Raw genomic sequence first — 17,110 nt, forward strand, 5'->3', positions numbered from 1 at the left:
CGGCGCCTCAAATCGCCTGGATGGCTCCATCTGCCGTCAAGTCGCCTGATTCCAGTGCTTTTCTGAGCTGGAGGCCGTCCGGGGCGACGGCGCTCACCACGGCGGCCGGACCGGCGAGCGGCGCGAGGACGGCCGTCGCCCCGAGCACGCGCGGTGCCACCGGGGCGTCCTCGAAGGCCGGGTCGACGACGAGGAGTTGACCCACGGCCCGGTGCCCGCCCAGCACCGCGCCGCCGTCCCAGCCGGGCGCCCCGGGTCCATAGCAGAGCTCCTGGTCGAAGAGCGGGCGGCCGTCGCGGTGGACCGTCAGCCGGGCGCTCAGCCGGCCGGGCGGCTCACCCGCGCGGCCGAGGATCTGCTCCTCGCGGAGCACCAGCCGCGCGGTCGGCGCGAGTTCGACGCGGGTGGTGCTCCGCAGGTCGCTGCCCCGCGCGGAGATCAGCGGCTCGGGCAGCCAGTGCAGCGTGGCCCCGTCGCCGACCCGGATCCGGGTGTCGTACGTGGCCGGTGCGCCCGTACGGCCGGGCAGCGCGATGGTCGCCGCCGTGGTGGAGAAGCGCAGGGCGGCGCCGTCCTCGACCTCGGCGGTGAGGGTGAGCCGGTCGCCGCCGAGGGGCGCGCTCATCGCGCCGACGAGGGCGACCCGCGCCCCGGGCCCGTACGCCCGCAGCCTGCGCAGCGCGAACGGGCCGGCGCCGTCGAGGACGGGCAGGGCCGTGCCGCCCCTGCCGTCGGGGGCGGCGACGATCCGGGCGGTGGCGCGGATCCCCGACGCGGGCTCGGGCCGTGCGGGTGCGGTGGTCATCGGGGGCCGGCGGTCCAGGCGGCGAGCTGCGCGCGCACCCAGTCGGCGACGGGCCCGACGCCGCCCTCGGTGGCGAGCGAGGTGAACGCGACGGGGAGGTCGCCGCGCTGAGCCTTCGCGTCGCGGGCCATGCCCTCCAGGTCGGCGCCGACATAGGGGGCGAGGTCGGTCTTGTTGACGACGAGCAGGTCGGCGGTGGTGACACCGGGGCCGCCCTTGCGCGGGATGTCGTCGCCGCCCGCGACGTCGATGACGAAGATCTGCGCGTCGACGAGCCCCTTGGAGAAGGTGGCGGTGAGGTTGTCGCCGCCGGACTCGACGAGGATCAGATCCAGCGGCCCGACCGCCTCCTCAAGATCCTCGACGGCTTCGAGGTTGGCGGAGATGTCGTCCCGGATCGCGGTGTGCGGGCAGGCTCCGGTCTCGACGGCCGTGATGCGCTCGGGCGGCAGCACGGCGTTGCGGAGCAGGAATTCGGCGTCCTCGCGGGTGTAGATGTCGTTGGTGACGACGGCGATGGAAAGCCGGTCGCGCAGCTCGCGGCAGAGCGCGGCGACGGTCGCGGTCTTACCGGAACCGACAGGTCCGCCGAGCCCTATGCGCAGGGCGCGGCGCGAGCCGTCGCCGCGGAGCGGGTGGGCGGCGCTGTAGGTGTGGCGGTGGGGGTAGGCGTCGGGGTGGTCGAGGTGCATTTTCCCTCCCGGGATGTCAGTGGTCGTCGTGTGGGTCGGCTTTGCCGGACGGGCTGAATATGCGCACCCCGGGGGTCTGGGGCGGAGCCCCCAGTTTCGGGAAGGGGCGGGATTGGGGAAAAGTCCCCCTACGTCGCGAACAGCCGCACAGGCCACGCCGCATGCACCTCCGCCGTGATGTCGAGCAAGGGCGCGGAACAAGCAGGCAGGGCGTCCACGCCCCCGCGCGCCGCGTCGGCCGCGCGTGCCGCGACCGCGTCCAGCTCCGGTGTCAGCCGCGCGAGGACACCCGTCGCGTCGAACGGATCGAGGCTGAGCAGGCGTACGACCGCCGTCGCGGGACCGCTGACCGACTCGTAGACGGCGGCGTACGCGGCGTCCAGCGGGGTGAGCCCGGCGGTGCGGGCGGCCAGTCCGAGGACGACGGGCTGGTGGGCGCCGCGCGGGCGGGCCGCCGCGAGGGCGTCCAGTTCGGGCGAGGGCCACGTGGCCCGTACGGCGCGGGTCAGCTGCCGTCCGAGCCGGCGCGCGGCGGCGCGCAGGGCGGGTGAGGGGGTCCGGGCGTCGGCGGCCTCGTCGAGCGCGAGCGGGTCGAGGCCCGCGGCCGCCGCGGCGGCGAGCCCGGCCGCGGTGAGCCCCGCGGTGTGCAGTCGCCCCCGGCAGAACGCCTCCAGGGTGGCCGCGTCCCGGACCCGGCCGGCCTTGACGGCGGCCTCGGCCCCGCCGGAGTGCGCATGGCCTCCGGCGGGGAACCGTCCGTCGGCGAGGACGAGCAGCGCGGCCCGCGAGGCAGCGGGCGGTATCGCCTCCCCCGCCGTCATCAGAAGAGGAAGTAGCGCTGTGCCATGGGCAGTTCCGCCACCGGCTGGGGTTCGATCACCGTGCCGTCGACCGTGACCGTGAACGTGTCGGGGTCGACCTCCACATGGGGGCGGGCGTCGTTGTTGCGCATGTCCGCCTTGGTGATGCCGCGAGTGCTGCGGATCGGGGTGAAGCGCTTGCCGAGCCCGAGCCGCTCGGGGAGCCCGTCGTCGAGGGCCCACTGGGTGACGAAGTTCAGGGAGTTGGCGGCGGGGGCCCGGCCGGTGGCGCCGAACATGGGGCGCGGGAGGATCGGCTGCGGTGTGGGGATGGACGCGTTCGCGTCGCCCATCTGCGCGTACGCGATCTGTCCGCCCTTGATGACGAGCAGCGGCTTGACGCCGAAGAACGCGGGTTCCCACAGGACGAGGTCGGCGAGCTTGCCGGTCTCGACGGAGCCGATCTCGTGGTCGAGGCCCTGCGCGACGGCCGGGTTGATGGTGTATTTGGCGACATAGCGCCGGGCCCGCCGGTTGTCGGCGGCACCGTCGCCCGGCAGGGCGCCGCGCCGCCGCTTCATCACGTGCGCCGTCTGCCAGGTGCGCAGCACCACCTCGCCGACGCGGCCCATCGCCTGGGAGTCGGAGGAGATGATGGAGATGGCGCCCAGGTCGTGCAGGACGTCCTCGGCGGCGATGGTGCCGGGCCGGATCCGGGACTCGGCGAAGGCGAGGTCCTCGGGCACGGCGGGGTTGAGGTGGTGACAGACCATCAGCATGTCGAGGTGTTCGTCGACGGTGTTGACGGTGTGCGGGCGGGTGGGGTTGGTGGAGCTGGGGAGGACGTTGGCCTCGGAGACGACGGTGATGATGTCGGGTGCGTGCCCGCCGCCCGCGCCCTCCGTGTGGTACGCGTGGAGGGTGCGCCCGGCGATCGCGGCGAGAGTGTCGCCGACGAACCCCGCCTCGTTGAGCGTGTCGGTGTGGATGGCGAGCTGGGCGCCGCTCTCCTCACAGACGGACAGGCAGGCGTCGATGACGGCGGGGGTGGCGCCCCAGTCCTCGTGGATCTTGAATCCGACGGCTCCGGCGCGCAGTTGGGCGCGCATCGAGTCGTAGGAGACGGTGTTGCCCTTGCCGAGGAGGCCGATGTTCAGCGGGTATCCCTCCATCGCCTCGAACATCCGGGCGAGGTGCCAGGAGCCGGGGGTGATGGTGGTGGCCTTGCTGCCCTCGGCCGGGCCCGTGCCGCCGCCGACGAGCGTGGTGACGCCGGAGGCGAGCGCCTCGTCGGCGATCTGCGGGCAGATGAAGTGGACGTGGGCGTCGACGGCCCCGGCGGTGAGGATCTTGCCGTTGCCCGCGATGATCTCCGTCTCGGGGCCGATGACGAGATCGGGGTGGACGCCGTCCATGGTGTCGGGGTTGCCGGCCTTGCCGATGCCGGTGATGCGGCCGTCGCGGATGCCGATGTCGGCCTTGACGATGCCCCAGTGGTCGAGGACGACGGCGCCGGTGATGACGGTGTCGGGGGCGCCGTCGGCGCGGGTGGCGCGGGACTGGCCCATGGACTCGCGGATGACCTTGCCGCCGCCGAAGACCGCTTCGTCCCCTGCGTGGCCGGGGCCGCCGCTGCGGTCCTCCTCGATCTCGACGAGGAGGTCGGTGTCGGCGAGGCGGATGCGGTCACCCGCGGTGGGGCCGAACAGGTCGGCGTACGCGGCCCTGCTGAGTTCAGTCATCCAGCGGCCCTCCGCACTCGCCGCGCAGCCCCTCGACGATGCGCTTGCCGCCGATCGGCACCAGGGCGACCTCGACGGGGATGCCGGGCTCGAAGCGCACGGCGGTGCCCGCGGCGATGTCGAGCCGCTTGCCGCGGGCGGCGGCGCGGTCGAAGTCGAGGCCGGGGTTGGCCTCGGCGAAGTGGTAGTGCGAGCCGACCTGTACGGGCCGGTCGGCGGCGTTGAGCACGGTGACGCGGGTGCGATGGAGCCCCTGGTTGAGGGCGACGGGCGCGTCGGCGAGGAGGATCTCTCCGGGTATCACGTTGGGCACTTCCCCTCAGCCGATGGGTTCGTGGACGGTGACGAGCTTGGTGCCGTCCGGGAAGGTGGCCTCCACCTGGACCTCGCGGATCATCTCGGGGATGCCCGTCATCACCTCGGAGCGGCCGATCACCTTGCGCCCGGAGGACATCAGCTCGGCGACGGTCCGGCCGTCGCGGGCGCCTTCGAGGACATGAACGGTTATCAGGGCCACCGCCTCGGGGTGGTTGAGCAGCAGCCCACGGGCCCGGCGCTTCTCGGCTACGTCGGCGGCCACATGGAGAAGCAGGCGTTCCTGCTCATGCGGGGAGAGTTGCATGCGTCCACCTCACTGACGAACCAGGCCCCCTAGCGGAACCCAATGGGGGCACACAAGAGTTCTACACACTGTTGACCTGGGCTTCTTCATCGGACAGCCAGGGATTGCAGATTAGAGCGGAACCTTTTCCAACGCGTTAACTGACTCTTTGCGCATCCATGGCCAGGGGTGAGGGCGCGGGTCCCGACGGCCGGGCGGACCCGGCGGTCAGGGCCAAGGGTTCGTGCAGCTGCCGTCTGCACCTACGGGATCTCCTGGGCCGGATCACTCCGCTCCTCCCGCACGACACGTACGGCAGGCTACGGGCACCGCAGACCGCGCCCGTCGCCGGCGCCGGGCCGCCGAAGTCCCTCGCAGCCGTGTTCGAGGGCGGCGGCCGGGAGTTACTCGGGGGCACCCTGGCGCGCGCGATGCCGGTCCCGGCGGGGGCGCGGCGGGCGCGTCGGGGCGCGGTCCCGCTCACACTCCCGCCCACACCCATGGATCACGGGTCGGCGGGCGAATAAACACCGCTCCCCCAGACGCCGGACGGTGTCGTAGACGGCGCGCGGTGATCGATTTCAACCGGGCACGCACGCCGCGCCGGAGCGGTGCCGACGGGCCCCAGGCCAGGGGCTCAACAGGGTTTTCCCGAACCGGACAATCCCCGTCGTGTCCAGCGGAATTGCCCGGGAGTGAGCAGCCTCACATACCTCTGGTTCCGCTCGGAATCCGTACCTGGGCTGCGCCAAGATCCCGTCGACGACAAGACCCCGCCATCCCGGCGGGGCGGTCCAGGCGGACGCCGAACCCCGCCGCTGTCTGGATGCCGGGTCGACCGAACGCACCGGTGGGGATGGAGGACCCGAGCACGGTGGGACGACCAAGAGTAGTGCGGTCGGCCCTTGGGGTGAAGCCGTTGACACGGCCGGGCATTCTTCGCCTGCCCGAACCCGACAGGTCATCCTTCACAGGCGGCTGACGAAGGGTTGGCACATGGGCGCGCACAAACGTCCGTCAATGATGTCCAGGGCCGGCGCAGCCTCGGCCCTCACGCTCGCCGCCGTCGGTGCCACGGTGCTGGTGCCGGGCGGCGCGACGGGGGCAGAGGCATCGACCGTCGCCACCAACGCACTGCACATCGCGGCCTCGAAACAGGGCTCCCCCTACCAGTGGGGTGCGACCGGCCCCTACCGCTTCGACTGCTCGGGCCTGACCCTCTACTCCTTCAAGCGGGCCGGGAAGACCCTGCCCCGCACCGCCGCCGAGCAGTACAACCGGACCACCCACATCTCCCGCGGCGACCGCGAACGAGGGGACCTGGTGTTCTTCGTGTCCGGCCGGGGCGTCTACCACGTGGGCATATACGCGGGTGACGGCAAGATCTGGCACGCGCCCAGGACCGGGGCGGTGGTCCGCCTGGAGCGGATCTGGAGCAACAGCGTCCTCTACGGCCGGGTGGACTGACCGATCCCACGCGCCGCACCGGGCCCCCGCACGGCGTGCGGGGGCCCGGCCCGCGCCTCAGCGCTCGGCGCTGAGGGCGGGCACGGTCCAGGGCAGCGAGATCCACACGGTCTTGCCGCCGTCGGGGTTCGGGGTGAAGAAGAGTCTTCCCCCGCGCTCCGCGGTGAGGCAGCGGATGATGACCATGCCCCGTCCGTTGTCCTGCTGGACGGCGGCGGGCAGTCGGCGGGGGAAGCGCGGGTGGCTGTCCGTGACCCCGATCCGCAACTGCCGGTCGAGTTCGAGCCGGACGTCGACGGTGAAGGTGGGCGACTGGCCGCGGGTGTGCTGCACGGCGTTGGTGGCGAGCTCGGAGACGATCAGCCGTACGGTCTCGGCGGTGTCCGTGTCGCCCGGCAGCCCCCAGTCCGCGAGCACACCGGCCACATAGCGGCGTGCGGTGGAGACCGAGGCGGGGGCGCTCGGCAGAGTGACGGTGGCTTCTTGGTGGTCTGCCATGACGCTGTCCCTTTCCCGCCGGGTACGGACTCCGACGCAATGCGTCGTGAAGTCGAGAGCGTTCCCGGACGGCTCTGAGCGACAGACTGCCACCGAAAACGGTGGTGATGCGGGCGATCCCTCAAGATGTGCATATATCTGTCGCTCGAAGCGGTGAACTCTACGACGACAGACCGGATATGGACGGCACACTGGTCTATTGACGAGAAACACCATGTTCACCACAGGCGGAGGCAGGGCTATGCGAAACGGACCCGCGGTGCGCCGCCGCAAACTCGGCGGGGAGCTGCGCCGCCAGCGCGAACTCGCCAAACTGACCAGCCTGGAGGCCGCGCACGCGGTGGGCTGGCACCAGTCGAAGATCAGCCGGATCGAGACGGGCAGCAGTGGCGTGAAGTCCTCGGACGTTGCGCTCCTGCTGGACGCGTACGGGGTGTCGGACCCCGAACTGCGGGCGCTGCTGGGGGCGCTGTGCGGCGCGGGCACCGCCGATGCGGAGGGCGCCCGCCGGGGCTGGTGGTACGCCTACCGCAATCTGCTGCCCCCGGCCTATCTGGACTTCATCAGCCTGGAATCGGAGGCGTCGCGGTTACGCACGCTGGAGACCACGGTCGTGCCGGGACTCCTCCAGACTCCCGCCTACGCCAGGGCCGTCACCCGGGCGGCGCTCAACGACCCGCCGCCGGAGCAGGTGGAGAAGCTGGTGCGGGTGCGCATGGCGCGGCAGTCGGTGCTCCGCGGCGACCGTCCGCTGGAGCTGTGCGCCGTGCTGGACGAGGCGGTGCTCCGCCATGAGGTAGGCGGACGGGAGGTCATGGCCGGGCAGTTGCGGCACCTGGTGGAAACGGGTTCGCTGCGCCATGTGCGGCTGCATGTACTGCCGTTCTCCAGGAGCGGCCACATTGGCATCACAGGGCCTTTTGTTATTTTCTCATTTCCGCGCATTGCTGATCTGGACGTGGTTGTTCTCGACCATTTGACGAGTAGCCTCTACCTGGAGCGGAAAGAAGACCTCCGGGCGTACGCCGCGGCATTCACCACGTTGCGGGCGCACGCCCTCTCGCACGAGAACTCGCTGGATTTCATCGCCGGGATCAACGGCGGCGCGTAAGGAGGCACCATGTCCGCAATGCCTCGGTACGTACCTTCTCAATCGGCTCTGTGCGGCGCAGTGTGGCGACGCAGCAGCTACAGCACCGGAATGAACAACTGCGTGGAGACGGCCGGCCTGGGCCCGGGGCTCCTGGCCGTGCGCGACTCGAAGAACACCGCCCTGTCCGCCTTGTTGCTCTCCCCCGCCGCCTGGTCCTCCTTCGTCGGAGGACTGTGCGACGGTTCCCTCCGTCCCCTCGACCGCCCCGACGGCGCGACCTGACGTCAGACGGCCGGTGCGGTCCGTACGACCGTGCCGGCCGCCTCCTCGACCTGACGGTCCGACAGGTCCGCGCGGGCGGTCAGCCGCAGCCGCGAGACCCCGTCGGGCACGGACGGCGGCCGGAAGCAGCCGACCGCGAGACCCGCGGTCCTGCAGTCGGCCGCCCAGCGCACCGCCGCCTCGGGGGACGGCGCCCGCACGGACACCACCGCCGCGTCGGGGCGTACGGCTTCGAGACCCGCGGCCGTCACTCTCCGGTGCAGCTCGCGGGCGACGTGGCGGGCGCGGGCCGCGCGCTGCGGCTCGCGGCGCAGCACCCCGAGGCCCGCCAGGGCCGCGCCCACGGCGGCCGGGGCGAGGCCAGTGTCGAAGATGAAGGTCCTGGCGTTGCTGACGAGGTGCCTGATCACCCGGGCGGGGCCGAGGACCGCGCCGCCCTGGCTGCCCAGCGACTTGGACAGGGTGACGGTGGTGACGACGTCGCCCGCGCCCGCCAGCCCCGCCGCGTGCACGGCGCCGCGGCCGCCGTCGCCGAGGACCCCCAGACCGTGCGCGTCGTCCACGAGCAGGGCCGCGCCGTGCGCCCGGCAGGCGTCGGCGAGCGCGGCCAGCGGGGCGGCGTCGCCGTCGACGGAGAAGACGGAGTCGGTGACGGCCAGCGCGCGGCCGCCGTGGGCGTCGAGCGTCTTGCGGACCGCCGCCGGATCGGCGTGCGGGACGACGGCCGTCTCGGCGCGGGCGAGCCGGCAGCCGTCGATGAGCGAGGCGTGGTTGCCCGCGTCGGAGACCACCAGGGTGCCGTTGTCCATCGGCCCGGTGAGCGCGGTGACGGCGGCGAGGTTGGCCGCGTAACCCGAGGAGAACACCAGGGCCGCCTCGAACCCGCAGAACTCGGCCAGTTCCTCCTCCAGCCGGGCGTGCAGCGCGGTGCTGCCGGTGACCAGCCGCGAGCCGGTCGAGCCCGCGCCCCAGCGCAGCGCGGCGTCGGCGGCCGCCCGGGTGACCTCGGGGTGCCGGGTGAGCCCCAGATAGTCGTTGCCCGCCAGGTCGACCAGCGGCGAATCGGCGGGGCGCGGGCGCAGGTCCCGCACCAGACCGGCGGCGAGGCGGCGCTCGTGGTGCCGGTCGATCCAGTCGAACGGGTCCTGGGGCATCGGCCGTCCTTCTCGTTCCGTGGTGCGTCGGTCGCCTGCGGGAGTGCGTGGGCCCGAGGGCCCTGTTTGTATGCAGTGCATAGAACGTAGTCCTCGCCGTGTCCGGGCAGGGTGTGGCAATACACACACCTCAAAAGGCGGCTGTTGTGCGATATCTCCATTGGCCCGGGGCGGTGCGGTGCGTAAGGATCTCCGCCATGGACCTGCTGAACACGCTGGTGGACAAGGGGCTGCGGCGGGAGCTGCCGACCCGTGAAGAGGCGCTCGCCGTACTGGCGACGTCCGACGACGAACTGCTCGATGTGGTGGCTGCCGCGGGCAAGGTGCGCCGCAAGTGGTTCGGGCGCCGGGTGAAGCTCAACTACCTGGTCAACCTCAAGTCCGGGCTCTGCCCGGAGGACTGCTCCTACTGCTCGCAACGGCTCGGTTCCACGACCGGGATCCTCAAGTACACCTGGCTGAAGCCGGAGGAGGCCTCGCAGGCCGCGGCCGCCGGTGTCGCGGGCGGTGCGAAGCGGGTCTGCCTGGTCGCCAGTGGGCGCGGGCCGACGGACCGGGACGTGGACCGGGTCACCAGGACCATCGAGGCGATCAAGGAACAGAACGAGGACGTCGAGGTGTGCGCCTGCCTCGGGCTGCTCTCCGCCGGGCAGGCGGAGCGGCTGCGCGCCGCGGGTGCGGATGCCTACAACCACAACCTGAACACCTCCGAGGCCACGTACGGCGGCATCACCACGACGCACACCTACGCCGACCGCGTGGACACCGTGCAGCAGGCGCAGGCGGCGGGCATGTCCGCCTGCTCCGGGCTGATCGCGGGCATGGGCGAGACCGACGCGGACCTCGTCGACGTGGTGTTCTCGCTGCGCGAGCTGGACCCGGACTCGGTGCCGGTCAACTTCCTCATCCCCTTCGAGGGGACACCGCTGGCGAAGGAGTGGAACCTCACCCCGCAGCGCGCGCTGCGGATCCTGGCCATGGTGCGGTTCGTCTGCCCGGACGTGGAGGTCCGGCTGGCGGGCGGGCGCGAGGTGCACCTGCGGTCGATGCAGCCGCTCGCCCTGCACCTGGCCAACTCCATCTTCCTCGGCGACTACCTGACCAGTGAGGGCCAGGAGGGCAAGACCGACCTGGCGATGATCGAGGACGCGGGCTTCGAGGTGGAGGGCGCGGACACCACGACCCTGCCCGAGCACCGCGCCGACGCCCTGGCCGGCGGCTGCGGCGGGCACGGCGGTGGCGGCTGCGGGCCGTGCGGGGACGGCGCTGCCGAGGCCGCGCCGGAGACCGCCGTCGTCGCGGAGGCCGGTGCTCCGGCTCCGGGCGCCGGTGAGGTGCGCACGGACCTGGTCGCGGTGCGCCGCCGCGGCGCGGGGACGGACCTGCCGCCCAATGCCTGACCCCCTCGCCCCCGGTGAGCTGCTCGCCCTCGACCGGCAGCACGTCTGGCACCCGTACGGCCCGATGCCGGGCCGTCAGGAGCCGCTGATCGTCGCGTCCGCGTCGGGGGTGCGGCTGCGGCTCGCCGAACCGGCCCACGGCGCGGACGAGTTGATCGACGGGATGTCGTCGTGGTGGTCCGCCGTCCACGGCTACAACCACCCCGTCCTCAACGCGGCCGTGCAGGAACAGCTGGGCCGGATGAGCCATGTGATGTTCGGCGGGCTCACGCACGAGCCCGCCGTGCGGCTCGCGGCCCGCCTGGTGGAGATCACGCCCGAGGGCCTCGAACACGTCTTCCTCGCCGACTCCGGTTCGGTGTCGGTCGAGGTCGCCGTGAAGATGTGCCTGCAGTACTGGCGCTCGGCCGGCCGGCCGGAGAAGCACCGGCTGATGACCTGGCGCGGCGGCTACCACGGGGACACCTGGCAGCCGATGGCCGTGTGCGACCCGGACGGCGGGATGCACGAGCTGTGGTCGGGGGCGCTGCCCCGGCAGGTGTTCGCGGACGCGCCCCCGCACGACTACGACACGGACGCGGTGCCCGCCTATTCGGCGCACCTGAGGGAGGTCGTCGCGCGCCACGCGCACGAGCTGGCCGCCGTGATCGTGGAGCCGGTGGTGCAGGGCGCGGGCGGGATGCGCTTCCACGACCCGGTGTATCTGCGGGTGCTGCGCGAAGCGTGCGACGAGCACGGCGTGCTGCTGGTCCTGGACGAGATCGCCACCGGCTTCGGCCGTACGGGCCGGCTCTTCGCAGCCGAGCACGCGGGGATCACCCCCGATGTGATGTGCCTGGGCAAGGCGCTGACCGGCGGTTATCTCACGATGGCCGCGACCTTGTGCACGGCGCGGGTCGCGGACGGCATCTCCCGGGGCGAGGTCCCGGTGCTGGCCCACGGCCCGACGTTCATGGGCAACCCGCTGGCGGCTGCCGTGGCGTGCACGTCCATCGACCTGCTGCTGTCACAGGACTGGCAGATGGAGGTCAAGCGCATCGAGTCCGCCCTGCGCGACGGGCTCGCCGACGCGGCGTCACTTCCCTCGGTACGGGACGTGCGGGTGCTCGGCGCGATCGGCGTGGTCGAGCTCGACCACGAGGTGGACGTGGCGGCGGCCACGCGGGCGGCGGTGCGCGAGGGGGTCTGGCTCCGGCCGTTCCGGAACCTCATCTACACGATGCCGCCATATGTGACGGGTGATTCGGATGTGGCCCGGATCTGCACGGCGGTGTGCGCGGCCGCGCGGGTGGGGTGAGGGCTCCCCGGATGCCGCCTGCGGCGAGCTTTCCCCCACCCCGCCCCTTCCCGAAACCGGGGCGCGTGCCCCGGACCCCCGGCTGCGGGTCCGTTGCTCCCCCAGCTACCGCTGGGAGGTGCCCCCACGGGCTGGAAAATCCAGCCCGTCCGGCGTTTGAGGACAAGCGGCGCAGCCGCTTCGCGGGGCTGGGGAACAAACAACGTAACGGAGGCAGAGAACCATGACCGTCACGGTCATCACCGGCACCAACACCGAAGTGGGCAAGACCATCGTCACCGCGGCCATCGCGGCAGCGGCGACAGCCGCCCACCGCACCGTCGCCGTCCTCAAACCCGCACAGACCGGCGTCACCCCTGACGAACCCGGAGACATCGCGGAAGTGCAGCGGCTCGCCGGCCCGGTCACCGGTGCCGAACTCGCCCGCTTTCCCGACCCCTTGGCCCCCGCGACCGCCGCCCGCCGGGCGGGCCGCGCGCCCGTGCGGCCGCGCGAGGTCGAGCGGGCCGCGATCCGTCTCGCAGGGGATCACGACCTGGTCCTGGTCGAGGGCGCGGGCGGGCTGCTCGTCCGCTTCGACGAGGCCGGTTCGACGCTGGCGGACGTGGCGGGCCTGCTGGCCGCCCCCGTGCTGCTCGTGGTGCAGGCGGGCCTGGGCACGCTCAACGTCACCGCGCTCACCGCGGAGGCGCTGCGCGCCCGTGGCCTGCGCTGTCAGGGTGTCGTGATCGGCAGTTGGCCCGCGGATCCCGGCCTCGCGGCCCGCTGCAACCTCGCGGACCTCCCCGAGGCGGCGGGCGCGCCGCTGCTCGGTGCCGTGCCGGAGGGTGCGGGCGCGCTGTCGCCCGCGGACTTCCGTGCCGCGGCCCCCGGCTGGCTGGCGCCGGAGCTCGACGGCACCTGGGACGCGACCCGTTTCGCGGCGGCCGGCCACGGCCGGTAGTACCGGAACCCGAAAGAGTGCCGGAGGTGCGGGTGGGCCGGGCGGGGGAAGAATCGCGGTAACCGTCGTATCCCCGGGAAGGGGTGTGCCATGTCGCTCCGGTCCACCACGACGCCGCACGACACCGTGCACCATCCGGTGTTCGCCCGGTTCTACGCGAAGCTGAGCCCGGTCGTCGACGAGCACGCGGGCGTGGCCGCGCACCGAAGGGAGTTGCTGGCCGGGCTGTCGGGCCGGGTGATCGAGATCGGCGCGGGCAACGGCCTGAACTTCGCGCACTACCCGAACACGGTCTCCGAGGTGGTGGCGATCGAGCCCGAACGGCTGCTGCGCAGACGCGCGGTGGACGCCGCGGTCCGGGCGGGCGTTCCGGTCGACGTCGTGCCGGGGTCTGCGGAGGCGCTGCCGGTCAAGAGCGAGGCGTTCGACGCGGCGGTGACGTCGCTGGTGCTGTGTTCCGTACGGGATGTGCGGCGGGCGCTCGGGGAGTTGCGGCGGGTGCTGCGGCCGGGTGGCGAGCTGCGGTTCTTCGAGCACGGCCGGGCGGAGGGCCCGGTGCTGGGGACGGTGCAGCTGGCGCTGGACGCCACGGTGTGGCCTGTGTTGTTCGGCGGGTGCCACACGGCCAGGGATCCGCTGGCGGCGATCGAGGCGGCGGGCTTCGAGCTCGGGGCGTACCGGCGGCTGCGGGTCCCGGCGAGCAGGGTGCCGACCCCGGCCTCGCCCTGTGTGCTGGGGGTGGCCCGGCGCCCGGCCGAGCGGGAGCGGGCCGCGCCGGGCGACGGCACCGGTCCGTGAACCGGATCACCGGCAGGCAATAAGCGGAGGGAACCTCCGTTAATATTCCTGGCAGAGAACGATCAAGGGGGCCCTCATGACACGTCCGTTCCGTTTCGCCGTCAACATGCTCTCGCCCGGCTCCGCCGCCGAGTGGCGCGAGAAGTGCCGCCGGGCCGAGTCCCTGGGCTACGACGTCATCCTCGCGCCCGACCACCTCGGCATGCCCGCACCGTTCCCGTCGCTGGTCGCGGCGGCGGAGGCGACCGAGCGGCCGCGCCTGGGCACCTTCGTGCTCAACGCCGGGCTGTGGAATCCCGCCCTGCTCGCGCGCGAGGTGGCGACCACCGACCAGCTCACCGGCGGGCGCCTGGAACTCGGACTGGGCGCGGGCTATGTGAAGGAGGAGCACGACAGGGCGGGGCTGCCGTTCGGCTCGCCGCGCGAGCGCGTGGACCACCTGGAGCACACGGTCACCGAGCTGGCCCGGCTGCTGGGCGACCCGGAGCACATACCGCAGCCCGCGCAGGCGCCGCGCCCGCCGCTGCTGCTCGGCGGCAACGGCAAGCGCATGCTGCGGCTCGCCGCGCGATACGCCGACATCGCCGCCTTCACCGGGGCCACGACCGAACCCGGCGCCCTGCGGCTGCTGAGCCCGGCCGTCATCGAGGAGCGGATGGCCGTCTACCACGAGTTCGCCGCCGACCGCGAGACGCCCGCCGAGCTGAACTACCTGTCGCACGTCGTGGCCGTCGACGCGGACCGGCGGGCCACCGCGCGCAAGCTCGGCGAGTACGCCCCGGACCTCACCGAGGACGAGCTGATCGAGCACCCGGCGGTGCTGGCCGGCTCGGTCAAGGACATCGCCGAGCAGGTGCGCGGGCACCGCGAGCGCTACGGCTTCACCTACTTCACCGTCCTGGAGCCGAACATGGAGGCGTTCGCCCGGGTGATGGAGGAGCTGCGCCCCTGACGGCCGCACCGGAAGGGGGCGCGGGTGCCGCGCCCCCTGACCCACTCACCGCTTTGCCCGTCCTTTACCATGGATGGTCACCCGTACCTTCACTTGTTCGAAAGGTGTGAGCGTCCGCCCATGGGCGAGCCTCCCAGTAGCCGACATCGCGCGATCCTCCCTGCCCTGTCCGATCATGGGACGGAGGTGTGGAACCGATGATGGAAGTGCTGCTCCTGGCGGTGGCCCTGCTGCTGACGCTGGCGTGCGCCGTCTTCGTCGCGGCGGAGTTCTCGCTCACCACCGTCGAACGCGGCGAGCTGGAGCGCGCCGCCGCCCAGGGCGACCGCGGCGCGCAGAGCGCGCTCAAGGCCGTACGCACCCTGACCTTCCAGCTCTCCGGCGCCCAGCTCGGCATCACCGTCACCGGGCTGATCATCGGCATGATCTCCAAGCCGTCCATCGCGGCGCTGCTCACCGGCCCCGTGGAGGCGCTCGGCCTGTCCCGCGCCACGGCCTCCTCGACCGCGCTGGTCCTCGGCACCGTGCTCTCCACGGTCGTCCTGATGGTGATCGGTGAGCTGGTCCCCAAGAACTGGGCGATCTCGCGCCCGCTGCCGATGGCCAAGAAGGTCGCCGGGCCGCAGCGCGCCTTCAGCGCCGCCTTCCGCCCGCTGATCCGGCACCTCAACAACACCGCGAACCGTGCCCTGCACCGGATGGGCCTGGAGCCCGCCGAGGAGCTGGCCTCCGCGCGCGGCCCGCAGGAGCTCGCCGCGCTCGCCCGGCACTCCGCCAAGGAGGGCGCGCTGGAGGCGGACACCGCCGAGCTGTTCATCCGGACGCTGAACCTCGCCGAGCTGACGGCCGAGAACGTGATGACGCCCCGCGTCCAGGTCACGGCGCTCGACTCGCACGCCACCGCCCAGGACGTCGTGGACGCCACCCGGGCGACCGGGCTCTCGCGCTTCCCCGTCTACCGCGGCAACCTCGACTCCGTCATCGGCACCGCCCACGTCAAGGACATCCTGGCGATACCGGCGGAGCAGCGCCCCCAGCACCCCGTCACCACGATGCTGCGCGAGCCGCTGCTCGTCCCCACGTCGCTGACGGTGGACCGGCTGCTGGACCGGCTGTCGGGCCGGCGCACCATGGCCGTCGTCATCGACGAGTACGGCGGCACGGCCGGGGTGGTCACCCTGGAGGACATCGTCGAGGAGGTCGTCGGCGAGGTCCGCGACGAGCACGACCCCGACGAGCTGCCCGACCTGGCCCCCGCCGGCACGGACGCCGAGGGCCGCCGGCTCTACGACGCCGACGGCGCGGTCAGGACCGACCAGCTGGAGATCATCGGGCTGCGCGCGCCGCACGGCCCGTACGAGACACTCGCCGGAGTGGTCGCCACCGAGCTCGGCCGGATCCCGGCCGTGGGCGACACCGTCGAGATCGCGGGCTGGCGGATCGACGTCGTCGACGCCGCGGGCCGCCGCGCGGCCCGGGTCCGGCTCGCCGCCCCGGTGCCCGGCAACGGCCCCCGTACCGGAGAGGAGGCGGGCCGATGACCGTCGTCCAGCTGATCATCGGCCTGGCCACCCTCGTGGTCAACGCCTTCTTCGTGGGCGCCGAGTTCGCGCTCATCTCCGTGCGCCGCAGCCAGATCGAGCCGTACGCCGACCAGGGCGACCGGCGGGCCCGCAGCGTGCTGTGGGGCCTGCGGCACATCTCCGCGCTGATGGCCGCCGCCCAGCTCGGCATCACGCTGTGCACCCTGGTGCTCGGTGTGGTCGCCGAGCCCGCCATCGCCCATCTGCTGCAGCCGGTCTTCCACGCCGCCGGACTGCCCGCCGGGCTGATCCATGTGGTGTCGTTCGTGATCGCGCTGGCCGTGGCGACCTATCTCCACATGCTCTTCGGCGAGATGGTCCCGAAGAACGTCGCGCTCGCCGAGCCGGTGCGCACCGCCCTCTTCCTCGGCCCGCCGCTGGTCACCCTGGCGCGGGCGCTGCGCCCGGTGGTCTTCACCATCAACTCGCTCGCCAACGCCCTGCTGAAGCTGATGCGGGTCGAGCCGAAGGACGAGGTGGCGGCGACCTACTCCGACGACCAGCTGGCCCGGATCGTCGCCGACTCCAGCGCGGCGGGGCTGCTCGACGACCGCGCGACCGAGCGGCTGCGGGACGCCCTGGAGCTGGGCACGCGCCCGGTGAAGGACGTGGTCACCCCCGTGGAGCAGGTGGTCTCCGTACCGCTCGGGGTCACGCCCGAGGAGCTGGAGCGGCTCTCCGCGGAGTCCGGCTTCTCCCGCTTCCCGGTGCTCGACGACACCGGCCGGCTCATCGGCTACATCCATGTGAAGGACGCGCTGGACACCACCCCGCGCGACCAGCCGTTCCCCTTGCAGCGGATGCGCCGGATCGCGACCGTACGGGCGGCGACCCCGCTCGACGACGTGATCACGACGATGAGCGGCACCGGCACCCACCTCGCGGCGGTCATCGGTGACGACGACCGGCCGGTGGGGCTGGTGACCCTGGAGGACGTGCTGCGCGAGCTGGTCGGGCAGCGCTCCTAGGGCCGCGCCCGGGGCGGTGCCGGCACCGCCCCGGG

General features: G+C 72.7%; 18 protein-coding genes and 1 riboswitch. Of the genes, 10 read left to right on the forward strand and 8 right to left on the reverse strand.

Going from position 1 to position 17,110, the window contains the following annotated elements; translation table 11 throughout:
- Window positions 1–7: 7 nt before the first annotated feature.
- The 6 genes from ABD269_RS17935 to ABD269_RS17960 all read right to left on the reverse strand — a co-directional run bounded on the left by ABD269_RS17935 (window position 8) and on the right by ABD269_RS17960 (window position 4,661).
- Window positions 8–805 (reverse strand): urease accessory protein UreD, encoded by a 798-nt coding sequence (locus ABD269_RS17935; protein WP_344118969.1) that lies wholly within the window; start codon window positions 803–805, stop codon window positions 8–10.
- Window positions 802–1,497 (reverse strand): urease accessory protein UreG, encoded by a 696-nt coding sequence (ureG, locus tag ABD269_RS17940; RefSeq protein WP_344118971.1) that lies wholly within the window; start codon window positions 1,495–1,497, stop codon window positions 802–804. The genes ABD269_RS17935 and ureG overlap by 4 nt, the downstream gene beginning before the upstream one ends.
- A 128-nt stretch (window positions 1,498–1,625) precedes the next feature.
- Entirely contained in the window at window positions 1,626–2,318 is a 693-nt protein-coding gene (locus ABD269_RS17945) for an urease accessory protein UreF (protein ID WP_344118973.1), read from the reverse strand.
- A complete protein-coding gene (locus ABD269_RS17950; protein ID WP_344118975.1) occupies window positions 2,318–4,039 on the reverse strand; it encodes an urease subunit alpha in 1,722 nt (573 codons plus the stop codon). Before ABD269_RS17950 ends, ABD269_RS17945 begins: the two co-directional genes overlap by 1 nt.
- Window positions 4,032–4,343: an urease subunit beta gene (locus ABD269_RS17955; protein ID WP_116210452.1), complete on the reverse strand. Its 312-nt coding sequence runs from the start codon at window positions 4,341–4,343 to the stop codon at window positions 4,032–4,034. The genes ABD269_RS17950 and ABD269_RS17955 overlap by 8 nt, the downstream gene beginning before the upstream one ends.
- Window positions 4,344–4,358: 15 nt before the next feature.
- Entirely contained in the window at window positions 4,359–4,661 is a 303-nt protein-coding gene (locus tag ABD269_RS17960) for an urease subunit gamma (RefSeq protein WP_301889493.1), read from the reverse strand.
- A gap of 805 nt (window positions 4,662–5,466) precedes the next feature.
- A riboswitch (cyclic di-AMP (ydaO/yuaA leader) is annotated at window positions 5,467–5,632 on the forward strand.
- Between the two features lie 4 nt (window positions 5,633–5,636).
- On the opposite strand from ABD269_RS17960, the gene ABD269_RS17965 reads away from it, so the two are divergent.
- Entirely contained in the window at window positions 5,637–6,107 is a 471-nt protein-coding gene (locus ABD269_RS17965; RefSeq protein ID WP_116210454.1) for a C40 family peptidase, read from the forward strand.
- 57 nt (window positions 6,108–6,164) lie between these two features.
- Here the strand turns inward: ABD269_RS17965 and ABD269_RS17970 are convergent, their stop codons facing one another.
- Window positions 6,165–6,605: an ATP-binding protein gene (locus ABD269_RS17970; RefSeq protein ID WP_116210455.1), complete on the reverse strand. Its 441-nt coding sequence runs from the start codon at window positions 6,603–6,605 to the stop codon at window positions 6,165–6,167.
- Window positions 6,606–6,846: 241 nt separating this feature from the next.
- On the opposite strand from ABD269_RS17970, the gene ABD269_RS17975 reads away from it, so the two are divergent.
- Window positions 6,847–7,716: a helix-turn-helix domain-containing protein gene (locus ABD269_RS17975; RefSeq protein ID WP_344118982.1), complete on the forward strand. Its 870-nt coding sequence runs from the start codon at window positions 6,847–6,849 to the stop codon at window positions 7,714–7,716.
- A gap of 9 nt (window positions 7,717–7,725) precedes the next feature.
- A complete protein-coding gene (locus tag ABD269_RS17980) occupies window positions 7,726–7,980 on the forward strand; it encodes a DUF397 domain-containing protein (protein ID WP_344118984.1) in 255 nt (84 codons plus the stop codon).
- Between the two features lie 2 nt (window positions 7,981–7,982).
- Here ABD269_RS17980 and ABD269_RS17985 read toward each other — a convergent pair whose 3' ends face one another.
- Window positions 7,983–9,134: an 8-amino-7-oxononanoate synthase gene (locus ABD269_RS17985; protein ID WP_344118986.1), complete on the reverse strand. Its 1,152-nt coding sequence runs from the start codon at window positions 9,132–9,134 to the stop codon at window positions 7,983–7,985.
- Window positions 9,135–9,331: 197 nt separating this feature from the next.
- Here ABD269_RS17985 and bioB point away from each other — a divergent pair, with 197 nt between their 5' ends.
- From bioB to ABD269_RS18020, 7 genes are all read left to right on the forward strand, one after another.
- Window positions 9,332–10,534: a biotin synthase BioB gene (bioB, locus tag ABD269_RS17990; protein WP_344118988.1), complete on the forward strand. Its 1,203-nt coding sequence runs from the start codon at window positions 9,332–9,334 to the stop codon at window positions 10,532–10,534.
- Window positions 10,527–11,831, forward strand: a complete 1,305-nt coding sequence (locus ABD269_RS17995) for an adenosylmethionine--8-amino-7-oxononanoate transaminase (RefSeq protein WP_344118990.1) — start codon at window positions 10,527–10,529, stop codon at window positions 11,829–11,831. The genes bioB and ABD269_RS17995 overlap by 8 nt, the downstream gene beginning before the upstream one ends.
- A 223-nt stretch (window positions 11,832–12,054) precedes the next feature.
- Window positions 12,055–12,774, forward strand: coding sequence for a dethiobiotin synthase (bioD, locus tag ABD269_RS18000; protein WP_301889484.1), 720 nt, complete (start codon window positions 12,055–12,057; stop codon window positions 12,772–12,774).
- A gap of 90 nt (window positions 12,775–12,864) precedes the next feature.
- Window positions 12,865–13,572, forward strand: coding sequence for a class I SAM-dependent methyltransferase (locus ABD269_RS18005; RefSeq protein ID WP_344118993.1), 708 nt, complete (start codon window positions 12,865–12,867; stop codon window positions 13,570–13,572).
- A gap of 76 nt (window positions 13,573–13,648) precedes the next feature.
- A complete protein-coding gene (locus ABD269_RS18010) occupies window positions 13,649–14,524 on the forward strand; it encodes an LLM class F420-dependent oxidoreductase (RefSeq protein ID WP_344118995.1) in 876 nt (291 codons plus the stop codon).
- A gap of 197 nt (window positions 14,525–14,721) precedes the next feature.
- Window positions 14,722–16,065, forward strand: a complete 1,344-nt coding sequence (locus ABD269_RS18015; protein ID WP_344118997.1) for a hemolysin family protein — start codon at window positions 14,722–14,724, stop codon at window positions 16,063–16,065.
- On the forward strand, window positions 16,062–17,075 hold the full coding sequence (locus ABD269_RS18020) for a hemolysin family protein (protein ID WP_344118999.1): 1,014 nt from the start codon (window positions 16,062–16,064) through the stop codon (window positions 17,073–17,075). The genes ABD269_RS18015 and ABD269_RS18020 overlap by 4 nt, the downstream gene beginning before the upstream one ends.
- The last annotated feature ends 35 nt before the right edge of the window (window positions 17,076–17,110 follow it).

It is taken from the genome of Streptomyces blastmyceticus, from assembly GCF_039521185.1.
GTDB classification, from domain to species: Bacteria; Actinomycetota; Actinomycetes; order Streptomycetales; family Streptomycetaceae; genus Streptomyces; species Streptomyces blastmyceticus.

Excerpts from the sequence above, each read along its gene's own strand:
- ABD269_RS17960 (WP_301889493.1), bottom strand. The coding sequence starts at position 4,661 with ATGCAACTCTCCCCGCATGAGCAGGAACGCCTGCTTCTCCATGTGGCC.
- ABD269_RS17980 (WP_344118984.1), top strand. The coding sequence starts at position 7,726 with ATGTCCGCAATGCCTCGGTACGTACCTTCTCAATCGGCTCTGTGCGGC.
- ABD269_RS17950 (WP_344118975.1), bottom strand. The coding sequence starts at position 4,039 with ATGACTGAACTCAGCAGGGCCGCGTACGCCGACCTGTTCGGCCCCACC.
- ABD269_RS18015 (WP_344118997.1), top strand. The coding sequence starts at position 14,722 with ATGATGGAAGTGCTGCTCCTGGCGGTGGCCCTGCTGCTGACGCTGGCG.
- ABD269_RS17935 (WP_344118969.1), bottom strand. The coding sequence starts at position 805 with ATGACCACCGCACCCGCACGGCCCGAGCCCGCGTCGGGGATCCGCGCC.
- ABD269_RS17965 (WP_116210454.1), top strand. The coding sequence starts at position 5,637 with ATGGGCGCGCACAAACGTCCGTCAATGATGTCCAGGGCCGGCGCAGCC.
- bioB (WP_344118988.1), top strand. The coding sequence starts at position 9,332 with ATGGACCTGCTGAACACGCTGGTGGACAAGGGGCTGCGGCGGGAGCTG.
- ureG (WP_344118971.1), bottom strand. The coding sequence starts at position 1,497 with ATGCACCTCGACCACCCCGACGCCTACCCCCACCGCCACACCTACAGC.
- ABD269_RS17945 (WP_344118973.1), bottom strand. The coding sequence starts at position 2,318 with ATGACGGCGGGGGAGGCGATACCGCCCGCTGCCTCGCGGGCCGCGCTG.
- bioD (WP_301889484.1), top strand. The coding sequence starts at position 12,055 with ATGACCGTCACGGTCATCACCGGCACCAACACCGAAGTGGGCAAGACC.
- ABD269_RS17975 (WP_344118982.1), top strand. The coding sequence starts at position 6,847 with ATGCGAAACGGACCCGCGGTGCGCCGCCGCAAACTCGGCGGGGAGCTG.
- ABD269_RS18005 (WP_344118993.1), top strand. The coding sequence starts at position 12,865 with ATGTCGCTCCGGTCCACCACGACGCCGCACGACACCGTGCACCATCCG.
- ABD269_RS17970 (WP_116210455.1), bottom strand. The coding sequence starts at position 6,605 with ATGGCAGACCACCAAGAAGCCACCGTCACTCTGCCGAGCGCCCCCGCC.
- ABD269_RS18020 (WP_344118999.1), top strand. The coding sequence starts at position 16,062 with ATGACCGTCGTCCAGCTGATCATCGGCCTGGCCACCCTCGTGGTCAAC.
- ABD269_RS17995 (WP_344118990.1), top strand. The coding sequence starts at position 10,527 with ATGCCTGACCCCCTCGCCCCCGGTGAGCTGCTCGCCCTCGACCGGCAG.
- ABD269_RS18010 (WP_344118995.1), top strand. The coding sequence starts at position 13,649 with ATGACACGTCCGTTCCGTTTCGCCGTCAACATGCTCTCGCCCGGCTCC.
- ABD269_RS17985 (WP_344118986.1), bottom strand. The coding sequence starts at position 9,134 with ATGCCCCAGGACCCGTTCGACTGGATCGACCGGCACCACGAGCGCCGC.